Below are 24,618 nucleotides of genomic sequence, written 5' to 3' on the forward strand. Positions count from 1 at the left end.
CATGACTGGAATTAAAATTGCTACAATCGGCGGTGGATCTAGTTATACACCAGAGTTAATTGAAGGATTTATTAAGCGTTATGATGAGCTTCCTGTTCGTGAAATTTGGTTAGTAGATATTGAGGCAGGAAAAGAAAAGTTAGAAATCGTTGGTAACTTAGCGAAACGTATGGTGAAAAAATCTGGTTTACCAATCGAGGTACATTTAACACTTGATCGTCGTGAAGCGTTAAAAGGTGCTGACTTCGTAACAACGCAGCTTCGCGTAGGTTTATTAGAAGCTCGTGCAAAAGATGAAGCAATCCCATTAAAATATGATGTAATCGGTCAGGAAACGAATGGTCCTGGTGGTTTATTCAAAGCGTTGAGAACGATTCCTGTTATTTTAGATATTTGTAAGGATATGGAGGAGCTTTGTCCGAATGCGTGGTTAATTAACTTCGCGAACCCAGCTGGTATGGTAACAGAAGCTGTCCTTCGCTATACAAATATTCAAAGAGTAGTTGGTCTATGTAACGTTCCAATCGGAATCCGCATGGGTCTTGCAAGATTACTTGAAGTAGATGCAAGTCGTGTCCACGTTGATTTTGCAGGTTTAAATCACATGGTATACGGATTAGACGTATATTTAGATGGCGTAAGTGTAATGGATCGTGTGTTAGAGCTTGTAACAGATCCAGAAAAGCAAATTACGATGGAAAATATTGCAGCGCTTAACTGGGAGCCAGACTTTATTCGAGGCCTTCGTGCAATTCCATGTCCATACCATCGTTACTACTACAAAACACGTGAAATGTTAGAAGAAGAGAAAGAAGCTTCAGTTGAAAAAGGTACACGTGCAGAAGTAGTAAAACAATTAGAAGATGATTTATTCGAGTTATATAAAGACCCGAACTTAGATATTAAACCACCACAATTAGAAAAACGTGGCGGCGCTTATTATAGTGACGCAGCATGTAGCTTAATTACGTCTATTTACAATAATAAAGGTGATATCCAGCCTGTTAATACACGAAACAACGGAACGATTGCAAGCTTACCACATGATTCGGCTGTTGAAGTGAACTGTATTATTACGAAAGAAGGTCCAAAACCAATTGCAGTTGGAGATCTTCCAGTACCAGTTCGCGGTTTAGTACAGCAAATTAAATCATTTGAGCGCACAACAATTGAAGCTGCTGTTACAGGGGATTATCATAAAGCACTGCTTGCTATGACAATTAATCCACTTGTACCATCAGATAAAGTGGCAAAACAAATTTTAGATGAAATGTTGGAAGCGCATAAAGAACATCTTCCGCAATTCTTCAAAAAGGTAGAGAAATAAAAGCGGCGCTATTTAGCCCGCTTTTTTTATTCTATCCCACTTTATTAGGAGGTATTATGATGATTAAGTTAATTGTAAACGCAGATGATTTCGGTCTTACAGAAGGTACAAATTACGGCATTATTGATGGGCATATAAATGGACTTGTAAATTCAACGACGATGATGATGAATATGCCAGGAACAGAGCATGCGGTACACTTAGCGAAAGAGCATAACACGCTAGGAGTAGGCGTACATCTCGTATTAACAGCAGGGAAACCGCTTCTTGGAGACGTACCATCACTTGTAAGTAGCGATGGGTTGTTTCATAAACAAAGCGTCGTATGGGAAGGGAAGGTAACCCCAGAAGAAGTCGAGCGAGAATGGACTGCTCAAATTGAGAAATTCTTATCTTACGGATTAACACCAACTCATTTAGATAGTCACCATCATGTGCACAGCTTACCAATTTTGCACGATGTTCTGGAGAGATTAGCAGCTACATATAATGTTCCGATTCGTCGTTGTGAGAAAGAGCGAGCAGTACGCCCGTTTTCTGACGTATTTTACAGTGACTTTTATGCGGATGGTGTGACGGAAGATTACTTTGTGAAGTTAAAAGAAAGAGTACAAGATGAACAAACGGTAGAAATTATGGTTCATCCAGCGTATATTGATCCAGAGCTTGTGAAGCGTTCTTCTTACGTAATGGATCGCGTGAAAGAATTGCGTATTTTAACAGAGAACGAGTTGCCTGAAGGAATAGAGCTTGTGAAGTTTTAATAGAAAAACGACGGCTATACCATGCCGTCGTTTTTTATTTATAAAATGGATAGAACATATCCGCCAAAGGCTCCGAGTATAACGATAACCCAAGGTGGTGTTTTCCAAAAAGCGAGCAAGCAAAATAGAAGAGACGCAAAAACGAAATCTCCAGCGTTCATAATTGTGCTTGTCCAAATAGGATCATAAAAAGCCGCTAATAAAATACCGACAACAGCTGCATTGACCCCGAGTAGTGCCCCTTGTATGAAAGATATTTTTCTTACACTGTCCCAAAATGGTAAAACACCAATAACGAGTAAGAAAGCTGGAAGAAAAATCGCAATTGTTGCGAGTATGGCCCCAAGCGTCCCGTTTAACACTGTGCCTATATAAGAAGCGAATGTAAATAGTGGGCCTGGTACGGCTTGTGTTAATCCGTATCCAGCTAGAAACTGTTCTTTCGTCATCATTCCGTTTTGTACGAACTCACCTTCAAGAAGGGGAAGCACGACGTGTCCGCCTCCAAATACAAGTGCCCCAGAGCGATAGAAACTATCAAATAAAGCGATGTAATAGGAGAACGGTCTTAATATTGGTAGCAGCAGTAATAGTCCAAAGAATAAGACTAGACAAGAAACTGCTATCTTTTTTGAAATAGGTACTTTTATATGTTGAGATTGGCTAATTGGTTGGTTGCGATATAAAAACCAGCCGATAAAGCCAGATATTATAATAAGGGTGACTTGTGTCCAGCTACTTGGCCATAATAAGGCGATTGCGGCAGTTACAATGGCGATCGTCGCACGATTTCGGTCTGGCGTTAATTTTTGTGCCATTCCCCATATGGCATGAGCAACAATAGCGACGGCTACAAGTTTTAGTCCATGAATCCAGCCAGCATTTCCAAGGTCAAACTGATTAAGGAATGAGGCGAAGAAAACTAAAGCAAGCACAGACGGTAAAGTGAATCCAATCCATGAAATAATAGATCCTAATACCCCGCCTCTTAATAATCCAACCCCCATACCGACTTGGCTGCTAGCAGGACCAGGAAGGAATTGACATAATGCTACTAAATCTCCATAGCTTCGTTCATCCATCCATTTTCTTTTTTGTACATATTCGTGGTGGAAATAGCCGAGATGGGCGACAGGGCCACCAAACGAAGTAAGTCCTAATTTAAATGAGACGAGAAAGATCTCTAATAATGTGCGAAAAGTGTATTTGTTATTTTCCAAAATGCCCTCCTAGAATGTTTTTCTAAGTGCATTATACAAGAGGGAGTGAAGCAAAAGGAACGATTCTAATGTAAAGATTGTGTGAATCTTTTCTTCGTAATTAAAACTTGAAAAAGTCATAAATGAATATGTATAAACCATAAAGTAGTAGAAGTAGTGCTGGGAAATTTATATGAGGAGAATGCCCGTATGACAACACATTTCTTTGCGAGGTTAACAGGCAAGAGGGAAATACCTCCTGTAAATACAGAAGCTTTTGGTGTAGCAGAGTTTATATTTAGTGGTGATTTAAAGAAATTACAATATCGGGTCATATTGAAAAACATCGAAAAAGTTACATCATGCCAAATTCATTTAGGGAAAGCGGATCAAATTGGCCCAGTTGTTTTAAGTTTATTTGGTCCGTTAAAGCAAGGAATTAGTGTAAATGAAGGAGTCGTTACTGGTGTAGCTAATGTGGAAGATTTTGAAGGGCCGTTACAGGGGAGAGCGTTTGATAGCTTACTGCAAGAAATCATGCAGGCGAATGTATATGTAAATGTGTATACGAAGTCCAATAAGAAGGGCGAAATTAGGGGAAGAATCAGGAAAGTAAAGAAGTAGAAAAAAGGCTGTCCATATTTTGGAACAGCCTTTTCTGCTATAAGGTGCAAATTTTATCGGTTATTGTCGGTAAATCGATATATATTGGAAATCGCTGACATAATCTGAGTTACGCCGATATATTCGAAAAATCGCTGATATAATCCAAGTTACAGTCAATATACTAAAGAACTGCCTCGATTAATTTTTTACAGGCTGATTTTTAATGAAGAAGTCCATAACATAAAACACTTCGTCATCAGGTATTTGTATTTCAAATGTATTTTCAATTGGCTGCAACGCTTTTTTCACTTTCATATACATCCAGTATTCATCTTGTCTGCGTTTCTCTTTATCTGGATGAGGGAGAAGGCTTTCTCCTTTTTGAAGACGGTCAACCATACAGCTCATATGAAGAATAACACCCATTAAACTGTCAGGAGTTAGCTGTAAGGAAATTAATTCTTGAATTGTATTTAATGCGTAACGAATTGTTTTAATAAGTAGGGCTCCGTCGTTACGCTGCATTTGTTGTTCAAGAATATCAGCCATCTTTGCATATGTTTCTTCATACGTAATTAATTCTTGAATTGGTTGTATTGCTGTGTAGTTTACAATGTCTTGGAAATGATATGTTAAGCATGGCACCTGCACATCGAAATTCGTGACAATACAAATAATATTCCGCTCTTTTTTTATGTTCTCAATCATTTTTGTTAAATCTTTTTCATGGACGATACTAATCGGAATGATTTCAATTAAGTCTTTGTCAAATCGCAAATAGTTCTCCAACATTTTTTGAATAGCTAAAGCACTGCCTTCCCCAGTTAAACAAGCTGTCAAAATAACAGATTTCATTGGTGATAGTGGCTTTTTCTTTTCTTCTTGTACGTTTAAGTAAAACGGTGTTAAATTCTTCACTGTTTCATATAATGCATCTAACGAGTAGCCAAGCTGAGCTTTTCGAGCTGCTTCTAATGCGTGTGGGGTGCTTGTCATGGAAAGAACACGCACCGGAATTTTGAACTCAGTTTCTAATATATCACCAATATAAGCGAGCGATCCCATATCAACGAGTAAGAGGAGCCCGTTTACATTTTGGAGTGTTTTCATATACACTTTCACACGTTCTAAGAAATCTTTCGGCGATTCATGTAACGGCATATCGATACCGGTTACTTCATCAATGCCGAGCAGTTCGTTTGCGACATTTGCCATCTCGGTTGCGATGCCGTTACCGTGCGCTAATATTAATACTTTTACTTCTGTTTGTGAGGCAGGAATTGGATCAACAACGAAGAACATTGTTAAAAAGCCGGCTTCATCGATAGGCATTGTTATTTGTAATTCATCCTCCAGTAGTTGAATGCATTGCATAGCTACGGAAAAAGCTTCTTTATATTTCGTACGAATTTGATTTAATTGTGGATGATGAATTTGTTTTCCAGCTTGCAAACGTTGTAGAGTTGTCTGTACATGTAAACTTAAAGCGAGAAATACCTTTTCATCAAACGTCTTAGATAAATGCTTTTCAGCAAGTTCAGCAATTCTTTCACAAACGGAAACGATATTACGATCCACAATTTTAAAAACATTTTCATGACTTGTTTTTTTGGACATTTGGTTAAAATATTGTACGAAAAAGCTTTGAATATCATTTTCGATTAGTAATTCTAATTCTTCCTCTTCGATACCGCGAGCTTGAAGTTCTTCATATTTATAATCAATATAATCGTAAATAGAAGACTGTTTTTCATTTTCTATTTTATGATTACTCCAACCTTCATCAACTGTAAATATAAATGTTTCATTCGGTATTTGGTATAGATGACGGCTCTTTCTTTCAATGAATAGCCCTTCTTTCATATACCAAGGTAAATCTGTACTTGAAACATAGACAGAATCACGTTTCTTTGTCACGAAGTCAGAATAGGCTTTGGCACAGGCAATTTGTACATCCGTTTTTAATTGACCAATGTTATTAGGACAATTGTAAAAGACGAAAGCACGCATTGCATTCGGACTGACGTGAATTTCTTTTCGCAGGCGGATTGCTTCATTTGTGAAAAATAGTTGTAGTAAAGCAAAGCGTTCTTTATGTGTACGCTCACGAAGTGGTGGCAGCGTAACCGTCATCGGGATACGTCTTGTAAATGTTTTTAATAAAAATGAATTTGGTTCTTCTGTTGTTGCAGTAATGATTAATACTTGTGCTTTACGTTCGTTTTCTGTTTCTCCAAGGCGACGGTATACTCCGCGGTCAATAAAGGTGAAAAGCATTTCTTGTCCCTCTGGAGGAAGACGATGTACTTCATCTAAGAAAAGGATCCCTTCATGTGCTTTTTCAATTAACCCTTTTTGATCACTTGCCCCTGTATAAGCTCCTTTTTTAATCCCAAATAACTGCCCGAGTAGTAGCTGTGGATTATTTGCGTAATCAGCACAGTTAAAGACGATAAATGGTGCATTTTTAGGAAGTTGTTCAACTTCAATTGCATATTCGTGCATTAAAGAAGCGAACATAGACTTTCCGACTCCTGTTTCTCCGAGCAGTAAAGTATGCATACCGTTTGGAGGATAGAGAATAGAAGCTTTCGCTTTTTCAATTGCGATTTTAAGGCTCGTATTTTCAATTGCAAATGTATCTAATGAAGTCACTTCTTTTGAATGCGTTTCCAATGAAGCGTTCGTTTCTATATAAAAACGAACAGGACGCGTATTTGTTTTTAATAAACGTTTATCTTTTACAAGTTTGTTTAAGTCGCTACTTACATTGGCTCGATCTAGTTGCAACAGGGTAGCTAGTTCTGATGCGGTTACACCTTCTGTATAATTGCCTTTTTGTATTGCGTTAAAAATGAGATCTATTCGTTTCATTTCTATTCACCTCGAAACTTCATCACTATTTAAAAGTTTACACAAAAATGGGAAAGGTGGGAAGAGAAAAATAAAACAGCTTTAGTATATAAGCACTAAAGCTGTTACAATCTTGTGTCTTTCCAAAAGTTCACTTTCAGGTGGGAAGATGGATTATAAGGAAGAAGTTTGTACCCTTGTGACTGTAAGTAATCAATTACTTGTGGCAGTATTTGTACAGTTACACTCGAGTCATGCATTAAAATTACTTCAACTTGTTCATCGCTCTGATTACGTACTCTTTCAAGTATGGCAGATGGATTGTCATAGCTTTTCCAGTCATATGTATCGATTGTCCAATCCCACATTTTATACTGAGCTGATACAAGTGCATCACGGTAATTCTTTTTCAAGTATGGCATGCTACCGTACGGGACACGAACGAGATGTGTATTTAATTTTGTAACTTGCTGAACGATGTTTTGTGTTTGTTCCATTTCTGTAATTAAAGCAGATGGATCACCAGTATAAAGGCGTTTTACATCGTGTGACATACTGTGAAGTCCGATATAATGTCCGTCTTTAATTAATCGTTGCATTGTTTTTTTATAATGTGGTACTTTACCACCAATAACAAAGAAAGTTGCTTTTCCGTTCTTTTCTTTTAAGATGTTTAAAATTTGCGTAGTATATTTGTTTGGTCCGTCATCAAATGTTAAGTACGCGATCTTTTGGGTAGAAGAGGTAGTTTCGGTATTTGGATGATGTTCAGCAGGGGGAATTGTAGTTGCTCCTGCATAAGATGACGCGTACATCGTAATCGTTAAAAATAAAATAGTGTATTGGAATACTCGCTTGATCATAACATTCACCCTCAGTTTGACAATCAAGATGTAAAAAAGAAAATATAATCCTTTTCCTATTATGTATATCTTTCTCCAATAGTGGGACTCTCAAACAAACTATATTTTGGAAATATAAAATGAGGAGTAAAGAATAAAAAATAGCATCCTCTTATAAGAAGGAGGATGCTATTTGAATATTTCATAATTGTAAAGGCTATACTACAATTAGTCTTCGCGTTTTTTCACTTTTTTATAAAAGGAAATAAGTGGTTTGTAACGTTCGTGTACAAGCCCAATTACTTCAGCAATAATCTCTGTAAAGAAGATTAAAACGAAAAGAAGAATAATGGATAACCATAGTGTTGCACTAGAGAAAATAATTGCATTTACACTAAAGAAAATACCGAATGCGTATATAATTAGTACCGTTTTACGATGAGAGAAGCCCATTGCAAGTAAACGGTGATGTAAATGCGATTTATCTGGTGCTGAAATAGGTTTTTTATTTACGATACGACGAATAATTGCAAATGTCGTATCAAATACAGGTACGCCTAAAATGATAACTGGAACGATAAAGCTGAATAACGTTACACTTTTGTATAATCCAAGTAACGATATAACAGAAATACAGTATCCTAAAAATAGTGCGCCTGTATCTCCCATGAAGATTTTTGCTGGATGGAAGTTGTAGAATAAAAATCCGATTGTACTTGCTAATGTAATTAATGCTAGTGGTAAGATAATAGCAGCTCCAGTGCCCCATGGGCTAGTGAAGGCCATATATGCTAGCGTTGCAAGTACGATAGATGAAATACCAGCAGATAATCCATCTAAGCCATCAATTAAGTTGATTGCATTTGTAATACCTACAATCCAAAATACTGTAATTGGATAAGCGAGCCATCCAAGTTCAGTATCCCCGAGGATTGGGATGTATAATACTTGCACTAATAATCCACTTTTAACAATCATAATGGCAACTAGTAGTTGTCCACCGAATTTTACCTTCGCAGATAACTCGTACATATCATCTAAAATACCGATGATTACAATGATAATCGCACCTAGCGTTATCGATAACATTCTTTGTTCGTATAAGCCGCCGACAACAAATCCTACAGCCACACCAATAAATATCGCTAACCCGCCAAGACGAGGCATAATCTTTTGGTGCACTTTACGAGCGTTTGGCTTATCTGTTGCTCCTATTTTAAAAGCTAACTTAATAACTAAAGGAGTAACGACGAGTACAGTGATGAAAGATGCCAAAATGGCATAAATCACTTGTGAGTCCATTAATACCCCACCCTTTTATAGTCTAACGTAATTTTTAAAAATATATTTATCTGAAAATTATGATGTTTATTTACAGGCTCATAACATATGGTATCACAAAAAGATTAGAATTCAATCTTTTTTTCTATTTACGTTAAATGGAAGCAGATAGAATATATGACAATTGTATACAGAATGTAGAATCATTTGAGAAGGTTGATCGTATTAGGCTTTGGAATATGACATTTTCTCATTTTCTTTAATGGTGAATACTTTTATTTCAGTATTATAAGTGTTACACGTAGAAATGAGTAAGTTCCGTGTTAAAATGTGGGAATTTATCTGCATGAACGGGCAGTAAGGTTTCAGCCTCAAAATTCAGTTGGAGCAAAGAGGTGAGGGGGGAACCTTAATTCCTGTAAAATCCCGATTGGTGAAGGCTGATTAAAGTTTCACTTTATATTGATGCATTTAATTTTACAAAAACTTAAAAAAGAATGGGAAAAGTAATTCATATAATAAAGAAGTAAAAGAGTTTTCTCATTTTTAATGTGAGAGGGGGAAGCACAGGGAGAATTCTATGTATCCGTATATTTTCTATTGTATATTCCTGTGCGAAAAGGAAATGAAAATTACGATAATAGGTACCGGATATGTTGGATTGATTACAGGAGTAGGATTGGCGATGTTAGGCCACTCGGTCACATGTTTTGATATAAATGATGAGAAAATTGAACGGATAAAGCAAGGGGATTTGCCTATTTATGAAGCTGGTTTATATGAATTAATAAATGATGCGTGTGAGAATAATCATTTAACTTTTACAACAAGTAGAGTAAGAGCATTTAACGATGCAGAATTTATATTCATTGCAGTTGGAACGCCATCTTTGTTAGATGGAACAGCGGATTTAACATATATTCAAAATGCTTGTGAAGATATCGGAACATATGCGACTAACGATGTTATTGTTGTTACAAAAAGTACGGTTCCTGTAGGGACGAATGATGTTATGAGGGGATGGATTGAGGAGAAATTACAAAATAGATATGAATTACATATCGTATCAAATCCAGAATTTTTACGGGAAGGTTCAGGGATTTACGATTTTTTTCAAGGAGATCGTATTGTAATTGGAGCAGATAATGAGGAAGCAGCACGAAAAGTTGAGAATTTGTATAGTGAATTACGCTTAAAAACGTATGTTACAGATATAAAAAGTGCAGAGATGATTAAGTATGCATCGAATGCTTTTTTAGCCACAAAAATTAGTTTTATCAATGAAATTTCAAATATATGTGAAAAAGTAGGAGCTAATGTATTAGACGTTGCAAAAGGGATGGGAATGGATAAGCGAATTGGTGCGTCTTTTTTAAATGCGGGCATTGGTTACGGCGGATCGTGTTTTCCGAAAGATACGAAAGCACTTGTGCAAATTGCAGGGAATGTGGCGCATGACTTTCGCTTGTTAAAAGCAGTCATTGAAGTAAATAATAAACAACAGTTGTTATTGATTGAGAAAGCGAAGGAAGTAATAAATATGAACAAGAAGCGGATTGCTGTGCTAGGGGCGGCATTTAAACCGAATACGGATGATATAAGAGACGCACCGTCCCTTATTATGATACAAGAATTAATTCATATGGGTGCGGATGTAGTTCTATATGATCCGAAGGCGATTCGCAATATGAAAAATATCTTTGGGGAGACTATACAATATAGCGAATGTATAGATGAATCGATTAGAGGAGCGAGTGCGGCTTTTATTATAACGGAATGGGAAACAATTAGAGCTTATCCGTTAGAAAAGTACGCACAACTTATGAGAGAGCCTATTTTATTCGATGGAAGAAATTGTTATACTATTGAGGGTGTCAAAGAGCAAGGGATAGATTATTATTCGATTGGAAGAGAAAGTATTTGTAAGAGAGACTTTTCCGTTACTCGTTAAAAAGGTATGTATTCATGTATATTCTTATATGTCATAATAGAATTTGTAACTAGTGAAAGAAAAGAGGCAATGAAATGACTGAACGTTTAAAAGTAATGACAATTTTCGGGACACGTCCAGAAGCAATTAAAATGGCACCTCTTGTATTAGAGCTGCAAAAGCATTCAGACAAAATTGAATCGATTGTGACTGTAACAGCGCAACATCGTCAAATGTTAGACCAAGTATTAAGTATTTTTGGAATTACGCCAGATTTCGATTTAAATATTATGAAGGACCGCCAAACTTTAATTGATATTACAACGCGTGGCTTAGAAGGTTTGGATAAAGTAATGAAAGAAGCAAAGCCGGATATTGTACTTGTACATGGTGATACAACGACAACATTTATTGCGAGTTTAGCTGCTTTCTACAATCAAATTCCAGTAGGTCATGTTGAAGCAGGACTTCGTACATGGGATAAATATTCTCCATACCCAGAAGAGATGAACCGCCAATTAACAGGCGTAATGGCAGATCTTCACTTCTCACCTACAGCGAAATCAGCGACGAACTTACAGAAAGAAAATAAAGATGAGTCACGCATTTTCATAACAGGAAATACAGCGATTGACGCGCTAAAAACGACTGTAAAAGAAACATATAGTCATCCTGTACTAGAGAAACTTGGAAATGATCGTCTTGTACTTATGACAGCTCACCGTCGTGAAAACTTAGGAGAGCCAATGCGTAACATGTTCCGTGCAATTAAACGTCTTGTTGATAAGCATGAAGACGTACAAGTTGTGTATCCTGTTCATATGAACCCTGTTGTTCGTGAAACTGCAAATGATATTTTAGGCGATCATGGCCGCATTCATTTAATTGAGCCGCTAGATGTAATTGATTTCCATAATGTTGCAGCTCGTTCATACTTAATGCTAACTGATTCTGGTGGAGTACAAGAGGAAGCACCATCACTTGGTGTACCAGTTCTTGTTCTTCGTGATACAACAGAGCGCCCAGAAGGTATTGAAGCGGGTACATTGAAATTAGCAGGAACAGACGAAGAGACAATCTTTAGCCTTGCTGATGAATTGTTATCAGATAAAGAAGCTCATGATAAGATGTCGAAAGCATCTAACCCATACGGTGATGGCCGTGCATCAGAGCGTATTGTAGAAGCAATTTTACAGCACTTTAATAAGTAAAGAAAAAAGAGCCAAATCATTTGCGATTTGGCTCTTTTGTTATTGCTGATTTCTCATAATCCACTCTGCATGAGCATTTGTGGATGGAGGAGGTTCAGTTGGTGTTTGGTTCTGATTCTGATTCGTTTCTTTCTTCGTTTTTTCGTTAGAATTAGCATTTGAAGAAGGATTTGATTCGGTTTTTGTCGTTGCATTGTCTTGCGTGTTGGCTGCTTCGCCTAATTCTTTTTTTATTTCGTTACGTACTGCCTCAACACCGTTTGGATCAGGAAGGAAGTAATAAATACCACCTACTTTTTTGTCTTCTCCTTCAAGTTTGAACGTTTGTATTGTAGAAGGATCAAATCCAGATAGTTTATTGTAAAGAGCCAGTCCGTCTGAAATAGGAATGTCAGTTTTTATATATTTTCCCACGACTGTCGTTAAATCTTTAATTTTAAATACGGTAGAAGTGGAATTTAGCTTTTGAGCAACAGCGGCTAGTAATTGTCTTTGTCTAGCAGCCCGGCCATAATCACCGTTTGGATCTTGCTTTCGCATACGAACGTAAGCGAGTGCTTCTTCACCATTTAATTCTTGTTGTCCTTGCTTAAATTCGATTTTTTTGTAGTAATCTTCGTCAGAACGTTCCCAGAAATTGAAGGGAACATCTACGGTAACACCGCCAACAGCATCAACGATACCTTTAAAGCCTTGGAAATCAATTTTAAGATAATGGTCTACAGGCACTTTTAGAAAACCTTCGACTGTTTTGATTGCCATTTCTTCTCCGCCATAAGCGTGCGCAGCGTTAATTTTGTCCTCTTTATTCTTTCCAACAATTGGGACACGACTATCACGAGGGATACTCATAAGCGAAATCTTCTTCGTTTTCGGATTGACTGTTGCAAACATTAATGAATCTGTACGGCCATTTTGTCCGTCTGTCGCATAATCTTCTATACCCATAATGAGGATTGTAAAAGGTTCTTTTGTAATTTCTACATCTTCACTTCTCAAATCCGATTTTTCACGAGTAAAACCACTATACATCCCCATGAGAGAAGAGTAGGAATTTAATATATAAAGTCCTACACTACCAAATAAAAATAAGAAAATAAGGAAGTAGAAAAACTTTCTTCTTCGTTTCTTTTTTATTCTGCTATTTTGGAGATGATAATAACGTTCTTCCATATATAATCTCCTTAGTTCATTTGTAGGGAAGTAATTCACTACATTAATCTTTGAAGGGGATAATATAGTTATTCTTAGATAACATCTTGTTCTAAGTACAACATATCTCCCTCTGTAATTGTACATTTCCCATTTGTTAATTCAATCATCCAATCTGTGAATGCTTGTTTTCCATCTTCTTCTACATACGTATCAAATGTGACATTTTCGAGATAATGTATATCTTTAATGGCATATTTTGAATTACGTAATTCATTTTCAATTTTGCCAAGTAATGTGTAATCAATTTCGGTCTGCATAACACGCATGAGTTTTCGCTCGACAACACCGACATGATTAATGCCTTCACTTGTACATTTTCCATATGCGCGAATTAATCCACCTGCACCAAGTTTAATGCCACCAAAATAACGGGTAACGACAACGACGGTATCTTTTAAACCGCGTTTTTTTAGTACCTCTAACATAGGTACGCCAGCTGTACCGCTAGGCTCGCCATCATCATTTGCCTTTTGGATTTGATCTTGTTCGCCAATTAAATATGCGGAACAATTATGTGTCGCATTCCAGTTTTGTTTTTTTATTTTTTGGATAAATTCTTGAGCTTCTTCTTCGGTTGTAGCTCGGCTAATGTAACAGATAAATCTTGATTTTTGAATGACAATTTCGTGTTCACCGTAGTCTTTGATTGTTAAATATTGTAATAACACTCGAATACGCCCCTATCTACCAAAGTGACTAGTACTTTACATTTTAAAAGCGAGCGTTTTTATATTCAAACATTTTTTATAAATAAGTTAAAATTTTTGGTGAGTATTTCATCTTTTTGTTGTAATTTGTCGAGATGGTGAGTATAATTTCAAACCGGCATTTTCATGTATGGATGCACCATTTTTAGTTTTCGTGTAAACTTAGGGAATAAAAACTTTTTTATAAGGCAGGTACGCAAATGAAAACAGCTATTGTTACTGATAGTACAGCATATATACCGAAGCATATTCGTGATGAACTCAATATATATATGATTCCATTAAACGTTGTGTTTGGAACGGAATCTTATCAAGAAGAAGCTGAAATTTCAGTAGATGATTTCTATGTAAAAGTACGTGAGCAAGAAGAACTTCCGAAAACTTCTCAGCCAGCAATCGGAAAGTTTGTTGAGTTATTTGAAGAACTATCTAAGGAGTATGATGCGGTTATTAGCATTCATCTTTCAAGTGGGATTAGTGGTACATATCAAACGGCAACGACAGCCGGGCAAATGGTAGAGGGTATTGATGTATATACGTACGACTCTGAAATTAGTTGTGAGGTACAAGGATTCTATGTGCGTGAAGGTGCAAGGCTAGCAAGTGAAGGGAAGGATCCGAAAGAGATTATCGCCCGTTTTGATGAAATGAAACAAACGATGGACGCTTATTTTGTGGTCGATGATTTACATCATTTACAACGCGGCGGACGATTAAATAGTGCACAAGCTTTCATTGGTAGTTTGTTACAAGTAAAACCGGTTTTATATTTTAGAGATAAAATCATTATTCCGTTTGAAAAGATTCGTACGCGTAAAAAAGCGTTAAAACGAATTGTTGAAATTTTTGATGAGCAAGCAAGTAAAGGTGTACCTATGGAAGCAGTTATCATTCATGCACAGCGTGAAGAGGAAGCGAATGAATGGAAGGCTGAATTAGAAGCAAAATATCCTCATGTCACAATCCGCACAGGTTATTTTGGCGCTGTAATTGGTACGCATTTAGGTGAAGGTGCATTAGGTCTTGGATGGTATACGAAGTAATAAAGATATAAAAAGCTCTCTTTTTAAGAGGGTTTTTTTACGGATATTTTACGTGAAGTTGACAAGTTAATATTTGGAAATGGTAAAATGTACGTAAAATAAAATAATGAGGAAAGTTTTATAACTTACTTTTTACAAGAGACTATATTATAATGGAAGAGAGGTGAAACATATGGAGCATAATTCTTGTTTATGTCCAAAGTTTGAGTCAGCTTTTACTTTGCTTAGTAAAAAATGGACTGGCTTGATTATTAAATCTTTGCTTGAAGAGTCAAAGCGTTTTAGAGAAATCGCAGATATTATACCGAATATGAGCGATCGTATGTTGTCAGAGCGTTTGAAGGAATTGGAGAGCGAAGGCATTGTAGTTCGTAATGTTTATCCAGAAGTACCAGTTCGAATTGAGTACGGCTTAACTGACAAAGGAAAAGCATTAGAAAGTGTTATGGATGAAGTCCAAAATTGGGCTGAAAAATGGATGAAATAACGCTTGGATTGCATTCGTATTAGTATATTTAATAAAACGTAAGGGAAACCTTACGTTTTTTTCTTTGCTTATAAAAAAACGTTTAAAATCCTACACATACATACAAAAATATGCATATTTCGCGATAGAGTTACATATAATATTACATTTGTTTTACAATAGCGTAACATTAGCAAAAAAAATCCCGAATTATGGTATAAATTTTATAGGTTATATACGGAAAAAGAAAAAAGAAAGCGGTGTAAAAAATAAAATGAAAAAGCTAAAAATGGCATCTTGCGCATTAGTTGCAGGGTTAATGTTTTCAGGACTAACACCAAATGTATTTGCAGAAGATAAAATTTCTGACGTGAAATCACAAATTAATACACAAAATGACACTTTACATAAACAACAACAAGAACGTGATGAATTACAAAAACAAATGAATGACTTAAACAAAACAATTCAAGGATTGGATAAGTCTGTTCAAGAGAATGCTTCAAAACTTGATGAAACAACGAAAAAAGTAGCAGATACTGAGCAATTAATCGAAAAGAAAAATAAAGATATTGCAGAACTACAAACGAAAATTGCAAAACGTGAAGAGTTATTAAGAAAACGTTTAGTTGCACTTCAAGAACAACCAAACACAAATGTTGTAACAGAAGTTCTTGTAAACTCTAAAAACATTGCAGATTTAGTTGATCGTTTAAATTCAGTTTCTAAAATTCTTGAGTCTGACGAAGACATCATGAAAACGCAACAAGAAGATCAAGCGAACGTGAAAAAAGATGTTGAAACGGTAAAAACAAAACAAAAAGAATTAAAAGAAGCACAAGCTCAAATTGAAACTGCTAAAAAAGAACTTGACGCTGAAAAAGCGAAAAAAGCAACAGCAGTAAACGATTTAAGCGGTAAAATGGATACAGTTGTAACTTCAATGACAAGTACGGAAGATCAATTGAAGGAGCTTGAACAACAGGCATTAAAATTACAACAAATTGCTGAAAAAGAAGCACAAGAAAAAGCTGCACAAGAAGTTGCTGCTCAAAAGCAGGCAGAGCAAGCGGCTCAAGCAGCAGCTCAGCCAGCACAGGCTCCAGCTCAACCAGCACAAACACAGGCTCAACCAGCGGCGCCAGCAAACAATGATGGACAAGATAAAAAAGAAGAGCCTAAGAAAAAAGAAGAGAAAAAAGCAACACCAGCTCCAGAAGTACCAGCTGACACTGGTGGCGGTAGACAAGATGTTGTCTCAAAAGCTAAAGGTTTAGTAGGTCTGAAATATGTATGGGGTAGTGCGTCAATTTCAAATGGTGGATTTGACTGCAGTGGTTTAATCTCTTATGTTTATGGTTTAGGTCGTCAAGATACTAGAGGTTTATGGAACTCTGTACAAAAGATTAGCCCATCTGAAGCAAAACCAGGAGATCTTATCTTCTTACAAGGTACTTACAGAGCAGGCGTATCTCACGTTGGTATTTACATTGGTGGCGGTCAAATGATCCATGCTGCTGATGAATCAACGGGTGTTACTTACGGTAGTGTAAATAGTTCTTATAACCAAAAACATTTCTTAGGTTACGGTAGATTATAGAATTATAATTGAATAAAAAAACGTGTATAAAGTCGATAGCTTACTATTTTATAAGTAGGTTATCGGCTTTTTTGAGTTTTTACGAGATTATGAGAAAGGTTTATAGTAGTGCTGGAGGTGGCGTGAATGCTTGCTGGAAAACAGTTGCTATTAGAAGAACTCTCTTCAGATTTACGGAGAGAATTAAGTGACTTGAAAAAGAAGGGAGAGGTCGTATGTGTACAAGGCATAACAAAGAATGCTTCTAAATATATATGTCAGCGCTGCGGAAATATAGAGCAGCGATTATTTACATCATTTTTATGTAAAAGATGCAGTAAAAGATGCGCGTATTGCCGGAAGTGCATCACAATGGGGAGAGTTAGTGAATGTACTGTACTCGTTCGTGGGATTCAGGAAAGAGAAGAAGAAAGAGAGTTAAATCCGTTGCAGTGGAAAGGGGTTTTGTCTACTGGTCAGGAATTGGCGGCGCAAGGTGTGGTAGAAGCTATTAAGCAGAAAGAATCTTTTTTTATTTGGGCTGTATGCGGGGCTGGAAAAACAGAAATGTTATTTTACGGTATTGCAGAGGCGCTTCAAAAAGGAGAAAGGGTTTGTATCGCAACGCCAAGAACAGACGTTGTACTGGAATTAGCGCCGAGATTACAAGAAGTGTTTCCTAATATAAATGTAGCTGCTTTATACGGAGGGAGTGCGGATCGTGAAAAAGATGCAGCGTTAGTCGTTGCAACGACGCATCAATTGTTACGTTATTATAGAGCGTTTCATGTCATGATTGTAGATGAGATTGATGCTTTCCCGTATCATGCAGATCAAATGTTACAGTATGCGGTGCAACAAGCGATGAAAGAGAAAGCGGCGCGTATTTATTTAACTGCAACTCCTGATGAAAAGTGGAAGCGTAATTTTAGAAAGGGGAAGCAAAAAGGTATCATTGTTTCAGGACGATACCATCGTCATCCGTTACCAGTTCCTCTATTTAGCTGGTGCGGAAATTGGAAGAAAAGCCTTCATCATAAAAAAATTCCTCGAGTGTTACTACAATGGTTAAAAATGTACGTAAACAAAAAACATCCTATTTTTTTATTTGTTCCTCATGTGCGATATATAGAAGAAATGAGTCAGTTATTGAAAGGGTTGGATAATAGAATCGACGGCGTACATGCAGAAGATTCGATGAGAAAAGAAAAAGTAGCAGCGTTTAGAAAGGGAGATATTCCGTTATTAGTTACAACGACAATTTTAGAAAGGGGAGTAACTGTGAAGAACTTACAAGTGGCGGTGCTAGGGGCAGAAGAAGAAATTTTTTCAGAGAGCGCGCTCGTACAAATTGCAGGCCGAGCGGGTCGTAGTTTTGAAGAGCCATATGGCGAGGTTATGTATTTTCATTACGGTAAGACGGAGTCGATGGTACGCGCGAGAAAACACATTCAAAGTATGAACAAAAATGCGAAGGAACAAGGATTGATCGATTAATGCATTGTTTGCTTTGTGATGAGTTTATAGTGGAAACAGTTAGTTGGTACACCTTCTTTGTAAAGTCCCATAAAAAATATGTATGTAATAGATGTGAGCGGAAACTTTCCTATATTATAGGAGAGATTTGCAAGGAGTGCGGGAGGCCTTTAGAGGATTTACCTTCCGAATATAAAGAAAATGATATTTGTGTGGATTGCGTAAGGTGGATAAATGAGGAGAAGTATCGTCCTTTTAAAAATCGTTCTTTGCATGTGTACAATGATGAGATGAAAGAAATAGTAGCACAGTTTAAGTTTCGAGGGGATGCGGAGTTAGTTCGTATTTTTCATCAATCCTTTCGAGAGCTATTTCAAAAATATTTTACGAACGTTTCAACTGTTATTGCTGTTCCGCTTAGTAGGGAACGGCAATATGAACGTGGTTTTAATCAGGCAGAGTTATTAGCAACTTGTTTACCTGTCAACACTTCGTATCCATCATTAAGAAGAAGGGAAACAGAAAAGCAAAGTAAGAAGACGCGTAAAGAAAGGCTTTCGGGAAGTAATCCTTTTTATTTTCAGGGAGAAGAGATGTTTTATGGTCAACACATTTTACTCGTGGATGATGTATATACGACAGGAATTACAGTGAGACAAATTGGAAGTCTTTTATATGATAGAGGAGCAAGAGAAGTTTCTAGTTTGACGCTCTGTAGAAGTTGATCTGTAACTGTCGAAAGAGATAATAAAAAGACGATAAGTCTTCTTTGACTTCGTAAGTTGTCATTCGTTATAGTCAAATTATGGGGCAAATGCCCTGATTTTTAGAGTGAAGGGAATGGAATGAACATGCAAGGAAGAGTGAAATGGTTCAATGCAGAAAAGGGATTTGGGTTTATTGAGCGTGAAGACGGTGATGATGTGTTTGTTCATTTTTCTGCGATTCAACAAGATGGTTATAAGTCATTAGAAGAAGGGCAACAAGTTGAATTTGACATTGTAGATGGAGCACGTGGGCCACAAGCAGCTAATGTTGTAAAACTGTAGGAATATTGTTTTTGGGAAGAGAAAGCTGCGTTTGTGGCAACGTTATATATATGGTAGAACCTCTTGTTTTTTGCAAGGGGTTTTTGTTATGAATCGAGTTGTCAAAAAGTTGTTTCTTTTCTGTAACGAATTGTCCACAGTTATATTCGTTATTCACGATGTTAATAGGATAAAATAAAGATAGAAACGATGCATCTTTTCATTTCAACAAAAAACGATAAAAAAATCGCAATTCCACTAATTTTTTTAAAAAAGTTAGAAGGAGTTTTTAAGCCAGTGTCGAAATTATAGTACATAGGCTTGAAAGGAGGAATTCATCTATGAAATTCAACATTCGTGGTGAAAATATTGAAGTAACTCCAGCATTAAAGGAATATGTAGAGAAAAAACTAGGTAAGTTAGAGCGTTATTTTGATACATTCCCAGAGATTAAAGTTAATTTAAAAGTATACTCTGACAAGCAACGTGTCGAGGTAACAATTCCATTTACTGATTTATTACTTCGTGCAGAAGAAACTAATAGCGATATGTACGCTGCTATCGATTTAGTAGTTGATAAACTTGAGCGACAAATTCGTAAACATAAAACAAAAGTAAATCGTAAGTTACGTGAGAAAGGTTCTATGAAAACGAACTTTATCCTTCCAGAAGCAGTAGCTGTTCTGGATGAGGTCGAAGAGGATGAACTAGAACTTGTACGTACAAAACGATTCGATTTAAAACCGATGGACGTTGAAGAAGCAATCCTACAAATGGATATGCTAGGACATAATTTCTTCGTCTTCACAAATGCTGATACAAATGAAACTAATGTTGTATATGGCCGTAAAGATGGGAAATATGGTTTAATCGAAACTAAATAATAATTCAAAAGCGCAGCCGAAATGGCTGCGCTTTTTTTGCTGGAAATAGATTTCTATAAAAAGTTTTCCTAATTTAGAACGAGACATTCGGCCGATTGTTGTCATAGTTATAAGACAAGTGTTACAATTATCATTAGGTATATACATTTTAGTTTTTTTAATTAGGAGAAAAATTGGCATAACATACATTTGATTTTTATAACGACTGATTGTAATAGAGAAAAAGAAAAACAATCGGAAGTTTTATTTTAATAAAAAGAGGAGCGTATTTCCTATGATCGGTATTTTAAAAAAGGTGTTTGATGTAAATCAACGCCAAATTAAACGTATGCAGAAGACAGTTGAGCAAATTGATGCACTAGAGCCATCTATTAAGCCATTAACTGATGAACAATTAAAAGGGAAGACGCTTGAATTTAAAGAACGTCTAACAAAAGGTGAAACAGTAGATGATCTACTACCTGAAGCTTTTGCGGTTGTTCGTGAAGCTGCGACTCGTGTTCTTGGAATGCGTCCATATGGCGTACAGTTAATGGGTGGTATTGCCTTACATGAAGGGAATATCTCTGAGATGAAAACGGGTGAAGGTAAAACGTTAACATCTACATTACCTGTATATTTAAATGCTTTAACAGGAAAAGGTGTTCACGTTGTTACAGTCAACGAATACTTAGCACAACGTGATGCGAACGAAATGGGACAACTGCATGAGTTCTTAGGATTAACAGTAGGAATTAACTTAAACAGTATGTCACGCGAAGAAAAACAAGAAGCTTATGCTGCTGATATTACGTATAGCACAAATAATGAGCTTGGATTTGATTACTTACGTGACAACATGGTTTTATATAAAGAGCAGTGCGTTCAACGCCCACTTCACTTTGCTATTATCGATGAGGTCGATTCTATCTTAGTCGATGAAGCGCGTACGCCGCTTATTATTTCTGGACAAGCTCAAAAATCAACAGAGCTATACATGTTTGCAAATGCATTCGTTCGTACGTTAGAAAATGAAAAAGAATATTCATTTGATGTGAAAACGAAAAATGTAATGTTAACAGAAGATGGTATTACGAAAGCCGAGAAAGCTTTCCACATTGAAAACTTATTCGATTTAAAACATGTAGCACTTCTTCACCATATTAATCAGGCACTTCGTGCGCACGTTGTTATGCACCGTGATACAGATTATGTTGTACAAGAAGGCGAAATCGTAATTGTAGACCAATTTACTGGTCGTCTTATGAAAGGCCGTCGTTATAGCGAAGGTTTACACCAAGCTATCGAGGCAAAAGAAGGCGTAGAAATTCAAAATGAAAGTATGACGCTTGCGACAATTACATTCCAGAACTACTTCCGTATGTACGAAAAGTTATCTGGTATGACTGGTACAGCGAAAACTGAGGAAGAGGAATTCCGTAACATTTACAATATGAACGTTATCGTAATTCCAACAAACAAACCGATTGTTCGTGATGACCGTGCTGATTTAATCTTCAAATCAATGGAAGGTAAATTTAATGCTGTTGTTGAGGATATTGTAAATCGTCATAAACAAGGACAACCTGTTCTTGTTGGTACAGTTGCGATTGAAACGTCAGAGCTTATTTCAAAAATGTTAACGCGTAAAGGCGTACGTCATAACATCTTAAACGCGAAAAACCATGCGCGTGAAGCAGATATCATTGCAGAAGCTGGTATGAAAGGTGCTGTAACGATTGCGACGAACATGGCGGGTCGTGGTACGGATATTAAGCTTGGAGACGATATTAAAAACGTTGGTTTAGCAGTTATCGGTACAGAGCGTCACGAAAGTCGTCGTATTGATAATCAGTTACGTGGTCGTGCTGGTCGTCAAGGAGACCCTGGTGTTACGCAGTTCTACTTATCAATGGAAGATGAACTAATGCGCCGCTTCGGTTCTGACAATATGAAAGCAATGATGGACCGCCTTGGTATGGATGATTCTCAGCCAATCGAAAGTAAAATGGTTTCTCGTGCAGTAGAATCTGCGCAAAAACGTGTAGAAGGAAATAACTATGATGCACGTAAGCAGTTACTACAATATGATGATGTACTTCGTCAGCAACGTGAAGTTATTTACAAACAGCGTCAAGAGGTAATGGAGTCTGAAAACTTACGCGGCATTATTGAAGGTATGATGAAATCTACAGTAGAGCGTGCGGTTGCACTTCATACACAAGAGGAAATCGAAGAAGATTGGAACATTAAAGGTCTTGTTGACTACTTAAATACAAACCTTCTGCAAGAAGGAGATGTAAAAGAAGAAGAATTACGTCGCCTTGCTCCAGAGGAAATGAGCGAGCCAATTATCGCGAAATTAATAGAGCGTTACAACGACAAAGAAAAGCTTATGCCAGAAGAGCAAATGCGTGAGTTCGAAAAGGTTGTTGTATTCCGTGTTGTAGATACGAAATGGACAGAGCATATTGATGCGATGGATCACCTTCGTGAAGGTATTCATTTACGTGCTTACGGTCAAATTGACCCACTTCGTGAGTATCAAATGGAAGGATTCGCAATGTTCGAATCAATGATTGCTTCTATTGAAGAAGAAATTTCTCGTTACATTATGAAAGCTGAAATTGAACAAAACCTAGAGCGTCAAGAAGTTGTTCAAGGTGAAGCTGTTCACCCATCTAGCGATGGCGAAGAAGCAAAGAAAAAGCCAGTTGTAAAAGGTGACCAAGTGGGCCGAAACGATGTATGTAAATGTGGTAGCGGTAAAAAATATAAAAACTGCTGCGGTATTGGGAAGTAATACAGGGCGGTAGCTTAGGCTACTTTGCAAACTTTTATATCAAAAATGTATAATTAAGAAGGATTAAACTCTCTCCGTCATAAGTGGAGAGAGTTTCCCTTGTTTTCATACGAAAGTAACAGCAATTACATAGAGGTGAAGGAAATGGAATTAGTAGAAATTAGACAGGAATTAGAAAAAATGGCTAAGAGATTAGCGGCTTTTAGGGGGTCTCTTTGACCTTCCTACTAAGGAGAAACAAATTGCAGAATTAGAAGAGAAAATGATGGGCGCAGGATTTTGGGATGACCAACAAGGCGCGCAAGCTGTAATTAACGAAGCGAATGCACTGAAAGATATGGTTGGAAAGTTCCGTCAGTTAGATGAGACATTCGAAAATTTAGAAATTACGCATGAGCTTTTAAAAGAAGAGTATGATGAAGATTTACATGAGGAGCTCGAATCAGAAGTAAAAGGCTTAATTCAAGAAATGAATGAGTATGAACTTCAGTTACTACTAAGCGATCCTTATGATAAAAATAACGCGATTTTAGAATTACACCCAGGTGCTGGTGGAACAGAGTCACAAGACTGGGGTTCTATGTTATTACGTATGTACACACGTTGGGCTGAAAAACGTGGATTTAAAGTAGAAACAGTTGACTATTTACCAGGTGATGAAGCTGGTATTAAGAGTGTTACTTTATTAATTAAAGGTCATAACGCTTACGGTTATTTAAAGGCAGAGAAAGGTGTACATCGTCTAGTGCGTATTTCACCATTCGATTCTTCAGGTCGCCGTCATACATCGTTCGTATCTTGTGAAGTTGTTCCTGAGTTCAATGATGAAGTTGAAATCGAAATACGTTCAGAAGACTTAAAAATTGATACGTACCGTGCAAGTGGTGCAGGTGGACAGCATATTAATACGACGGACTCAGCAGTTCGTATTACACATACACCGACAAACACAGTTGTAACATGTCAGTCAGAGCGTTCGCAAATTAAAAACCGTGAGCATGCGATGAAAATGTTAAAAGCGAAATTATATCAAAAGAAATTAGAAGAACAACAAGCGGAGTTAGATGAAATTCGCGGTGAACAAAAAGAAATCGGATGGGGTAGCCAAATTCGTTCTTACGTATTCCACCCGTATTCTCTTGTGAAAGACCACCGTACAAACACAGAGGTTGGTAACGTGCAGGCGGTAATGGATGGAGAAATCGATCCATTTATCGATGCTTACTTACGTTCTCGCATTTAATAAACTACGCGAAAAAAAGCCAACAAAATTGTTGGCACATGTTGAGGATATAGAGGATATAAAAAGTGTTATTTTATCTATATGGATGAAGTACAGAGGAAGAGAAGTTGGAAACGACAACTTCTCTTTTTGATGGGATTATATGTAGCATACAATGTTGTATATTGTTTTGTAAAAAGTAG

20 protein-coding genes are annotated in these 24,618 nt (G+C 36.9%); 14 read left to right on the top strand and 6 right to left on the bottom strand.

Going from position 1 to position 24,618, the window contains the following annotated elements; all coding sequences use genetic code 11:
- The first annotated feature begins 1 nt into the window (after position 1).
- Together celF and chbG are read left to right on the top strand one after the other, a co-directional pair.
- The gene (celF, locus tag AC3WTI_RS20230; RefSeq protein ID WP_000145767.1) at positions 2 to 1,327 is read left to right on the top strand and encodes a 6-phospho-beta-glucosidase; all 1,326 of its coding nucleotides are present in this window, start codon (positions 2 to 4) and stop codon (positions 1,325 to 1,327) included.
- Between the two features lie 59 nt (positions 1,328 to 1,386).
- On the top strand, positions 1,387 to 2,091 hold the full coding sequence (gene chbG, locus AC3WTI_RS20235; protein WP_144488549.1) for a chitin disaccharide deacetylase: 705 nt from the start codon (positions 1,387 to 1,389) through the stop codon (positions 2,089 to 2,091).
- Between the two features lie 38 nt (positions 2,092 to 2,129).
- On the opposite strand, the gene AC3WTI_RS20240 is transcribed toward chbG, so the two are convergent.
- On the bottom strand, positions 2,130 to 3,311 hold the full coding sequence (locus tag AC3WTI_RS20240) for a chromate transporter (RefSeq protein WP_087959274.1): 1,182 nt from the start codon (positions 3,309 to 3,311) through the stop codon (positions 2,130 to 2,132).
- Positions 3,312 to 3,500: 189 nt separating this feature from the next.
- Here AC3WTI_RS20240 and exsM point away from each other — a divergent pair, with 189 nt between their 5' ends.
- Complete coding sequence (gene exsM, locus AC3WTI_RS20245; protein ID WP_087959275.1) at positions 3,501 to 3,914, top strand: exosporium regulatory protein ExsM; 414 nt, start codon at positions 3,501 to 3,503, stop codon at positions 3,912 to 3,914.
- Positions 3,915 to 4,094: 180 nt separating this feature from the next.
- Here the strand turns inward: exsM and AC3WTI_RS20250 are convergent, their stop codons facing one another.
- From AC3WTI_RS20250 to tagO, 3 genes are all read right to left on the bottom strand, one after another.
- Complete coding sequence (locus tag AC3WTI_RS20250; protein WP_087959276.1) at positions 4,095 to 6,770, bottom strand: sigma-54-dependent transcriptional regulator; 2,676 nt, start codon at positions 6,768 to 6,770, stop codon at positions 4,095 to 4,097.
- A 104-nt stretch (positions 6,771 to 6,874) separates the two neighbouring features.
- Positions 6,875 to 7,612 carry a polysaccharide deacetylase family protein gene (locus AC3WTI_RS20255; protein ID WP_087959278.1) on the bottom strand — a complete coding sequence of 246 codons (738 nt, stop codon included), beginning with the start codon at positions 7,610 to 7,612 and terminating at the stop codon, positions 6,875 to 6,877.
- 207 nt (positions 7,613 to 7,819) lie between these two features.
- On the bottom strand, positions 7,820 to 8,893 hold the full coding sequence (gene tagO, locus AC3WTI_RS20260; protein WP_016718934.1) for a UDP-N-acetylglucosamine--undecaprenyl-phosphate N-acetylglucosaminephosphotransferase TagO: 1,074 nt from the start codon (positions 8,891 to 8,893) through the stop codon (positions 7,820 to 7,822).
- Between the two features lie 559 nt (positions 8,894 to 9,452).
- Between tagO and AC3WTI_RS20265 the strand changes: the two genes are divergently transcribed.
- Positions 9,453 to 10,823: a UDP-glucose dehydrogenase family protein gene (locus AC3WTI_RS20265; protein ID WP_144488548.1), complete on the top strand. Its 1,371-nt coding sequence runs from the start codon at positions 9,453 to 9,455 to the stop codon at positions 10,821 to 10,823.
- 74 nt (positions 10,824 to 10,897) lie between these two features.
- Positions 10,898 to 12,013, top strand: a complete 1,116-nt coding sequence (gene wecB / locus AC3WTI_RS20270) for a non-hydrolyzing UDP-N-acetylglucosamine 2-epimerase (protein WP_087959282.1) — start codon at positions 10,898 to 10,900, stop codon at positions 12,011 to 12,013.
- Positions 12,014 to 12,052: 39 nt separating this feature from the next.
- Here the strand turns inward: wecB and AC3WTI_RS20275 are convergent, their stop codons facing one another.
- Both AC3WTI_RS20275 and AC3WTI_RS20280 read right to left on the bottom strand, forming a co-directional pair.
- Positions 12,053 to 13,186 (bottom strand): LCP family protein, encoded by a 1,134-nt coding sequence (locus AC3WTI_RS20275; protein ID WP_087959284.1) that lies wholly within the window; start codon positions 13,184 to 13,186, stop codon positions 12,053 to 12,055.
- Between the two features lie 74 nt (positions 13,187 to 13,260).
- Entirely contained in the window at positions 13,261 to 13,896 is a 636-nt protein-coding gene (locus AC3WTI_RS20280; protein ID WP_087959287.1) for a YigZ family protein, read from the bottom strand.
- Between the two features lie 239 nt (positions 13,897 to 14,135).
- Between AC3WTI_RS20280 and AC3WTI_RS20285 the strand changes: the two genes are divergently transcribed.
- The 9 genes from AC3WTI_RS20285 (at position 14,136) to prfB (ending at position 24,436) form a co-directional block, all read left to right on the top strand.
- Positions 14,136 to 14,978 carry a DegV family protein gene (locus AC3WTI_RS20285; protein ID WP_087959288.1) on the top strand — a complete coding sequence of 281 codons (843 nt, stop codon included), beginning with the start codon at positions 14,136 to 14,138 and terminating at the stop codon, positions 14,976 to 14,978.
- A 172-nt stretch (positions 14,979 to 15,150) separates the two neighbouring features.
- Complete coding sequence (locus AC3WTI_RS20290) at positions 15,151 to 15,465, top strand: winged helix-turn-helix transcriptional regulator (protein WP_000400857.1); 315 nt, start codon at positions 15,151 to 15,153, stop codon at positions 15,463 to 15,465.
- Positions 15,466 to 15,613: 148 nt separating this feature from the next.
- Positions 15,614 to 17,044, top strand: coding sequence for a C40 family peptidase (locus AC3WTI_RS20295; protein WP_142286720.1), 1,431 nt, complete (start codon positions 15,614 to 15,616; stop codon positions 17,042 to 17,044).
- Positions 17,045 to 17,170: 126 nt separating this feature from the next.
- Complete coding sequence (gene comFA, locus AC3WTI_RS20300) at positions 17,171 to 18,520, top strand: ATP-dependent helicase ComFA (RefSeq protein WP_087959289.1); 1,350 nt, start codon at positions 17,171 to 17,173, stop codon at positions 18,518 to 18,520.
- Positions 18,520 to 19,224 carry a ComFC family protein gene (locus tag AC3WTI_RS20305; RefSeq protein ID WP_087959290.1) on the top strand — a complete coding sequence of 235 codons (705 nt, stop codon included), beginning with the start codon at positions 18,520 to 18,522 and terminating at the stop codon, positions 19,222 to 19,224. The genes comFA and AC3WTI_RS20305 overlap by 1 nt, the downstream gene beginning before the upstream one ends.
- A gap of 126 nt (positions 19,225 to 19,350) precedes the next feature.
- Positions 19,351 to 19,548, top strand: a complete 198-nt coding sequence (gene cspC / locus AC3WTI_RS20310) for a cold shock protein CspC (RefSeq protein ID WP_001990088.1) — start codon at positions 19,351 to 19,353, stop codon at positions 19,546 to 19,548.
- A gap of 320 nt (positions 19,549 to 19,868) precedes the next feature.
- Positions 19,869 to 20,411, top strand: coding sequence for a ribosome hibernation-promoting factor, HPF/YfiA family (gene hpf, locus AC3WTI_RS20315; RefSeq protein ID WP_087959291.1), 543 nt, complete (start codon positions 19,869 to 19,871; stop codon positions 20,409 to 20,411).
- Between the two features lie 274 nt (positions 20,412 to 20,685).
- Positions 20,686 to 23,193, top strand: coding sequence for a preprotein translocase subunit SecA (gene secA / locus AC3WTI_RS20320; RefSeq protein ID WP_087959293.1), 2,508 nt, complete (start codon positions 20,686 to 20,688; stop codon positions 23,191 to 23,193).
- 144 nt (positions 23,194 to 23,337) lie between these two features.
- Positions 23,338 to 24,436 (top strand): peptide chain release factor 2 gene (gene prfB / locus AC3WTI_RS20325; protein ID WP_097840497.1). Its coding sequence is split into 2 segments (ribosomal slippage): positions 23,338 to 23,409 and positions 23,411 to 24,436, totalling 1,098 coding nucleotides; the frame shifts between segments, so codons are not numbered across the junction.
- Positions 24,437 to 24,618 lie beyond the last annotated feature (182 nt).

Source organism: Bacillus sp. EB106-02-03-XG38 (genome assembly GCF_058792175.1).

Coding starts and splice junctions, on each gene's coding strand:
- celF (WP_000145767.1), top strand. CDS start 2: ATGACTGGAATTAAAATTGCTACAATCGGCGGTGGATCTAGTTATACA.
- chbG (WP_144488549.1), top strand. CDS start 1,387: ATGATTAAGTTAATTGTAAACGCAGATGATTTCGGTCTTACAGAAGGT.
- exsM (WP_087959275.1), top strand. CDS start 3,501: ATGACAACACATTTCTTTGCGAGGTTAACAGGCAAGAGGGAAATACCT.
- AC3WTI_RS20250 (WP_087959276.1), bottom strand. CDS start 6,770: ATGAAACGAATAGATCTCATTTTTAACGCAATACAAAAAGGCAATTAT.
- AC3WTI_RS20255 (WP_087959278.1), bottom strand. CDS start 7,612: ATGATCAAGCGAGTATTCCAATACACTATTTTATTTTTAACGATTACG.
- tagO (WP_016718934.1), bottom strand. CDS start 8,893: ATGGACTCACAAGTGATTTATGCCATTTTGGCATCTTTCATCACTGTA.
- AC3WTI_RS20265 (WP_144488548.1), top strand. CDS start 9,453: ATGTATCCGTATATTTTCTATTGTATATTCCTGTGCGAAAAGGAAATG.
- wecB (WP_087959282.1), top strand. CDS start 10,898: ATGACTGAACGTTTAAAAGTAATGACAATTTTCGGGACACGTCCAGAA.
- AC3WTI_RS20275 (WP_087959284.1), bottom strand. CDS start 13,186: ATGGAAGAACGTTATTATCATCTCCAAAATAGCAGAATAAAAAAGAAA.
- AC3WTI_RS20285 (WP_087959288.1), top strand. CDS start 14,136: ATGAAAACAGCTATTGTTACTGATAGTACAGCATATATACCGAAGCAT.
- AC3WTI_RS20290 (WP_000400857.1), top strand. CDS start 15,151: ATGGAGCATAATTCTTGTTTATGTCCAAAGTTTGAGTCAGCTTTTACT.
- comFA (WP_087959289.1), top strand. CDS start 17,171: ATGCTTGCTGGAAAACAGTTGCTATTAGAAGAACTCTCTTCAGATTTA.
- AC3WTI_RS20305 (WP_087959290.1), top strand. CDS start 18,520: ATGCATTGTTTGCTTTGTGATGAGTTTATAGTGGAAACAGTTAGTTGG.
- cspC (WP_001990088.1), top strand. CDS start 19,351: ATGCAAGGAAGAGTGAAATGGTTCAATGCAGAAAAGGGATTTGGGTTT.
- hpf (WP_087959291.1), top strand. CDS start 19,869: ATGAAATTCAACATTCGTGGTGAAAATATTGAAGTAACTCCAGCATTA.
- secA (WP_087959293.1), top strand. CDS start 20,686: ATGATCGGTATTTTAAAAAAGGTGTTTGATGTAAATCAACGCCAAATT.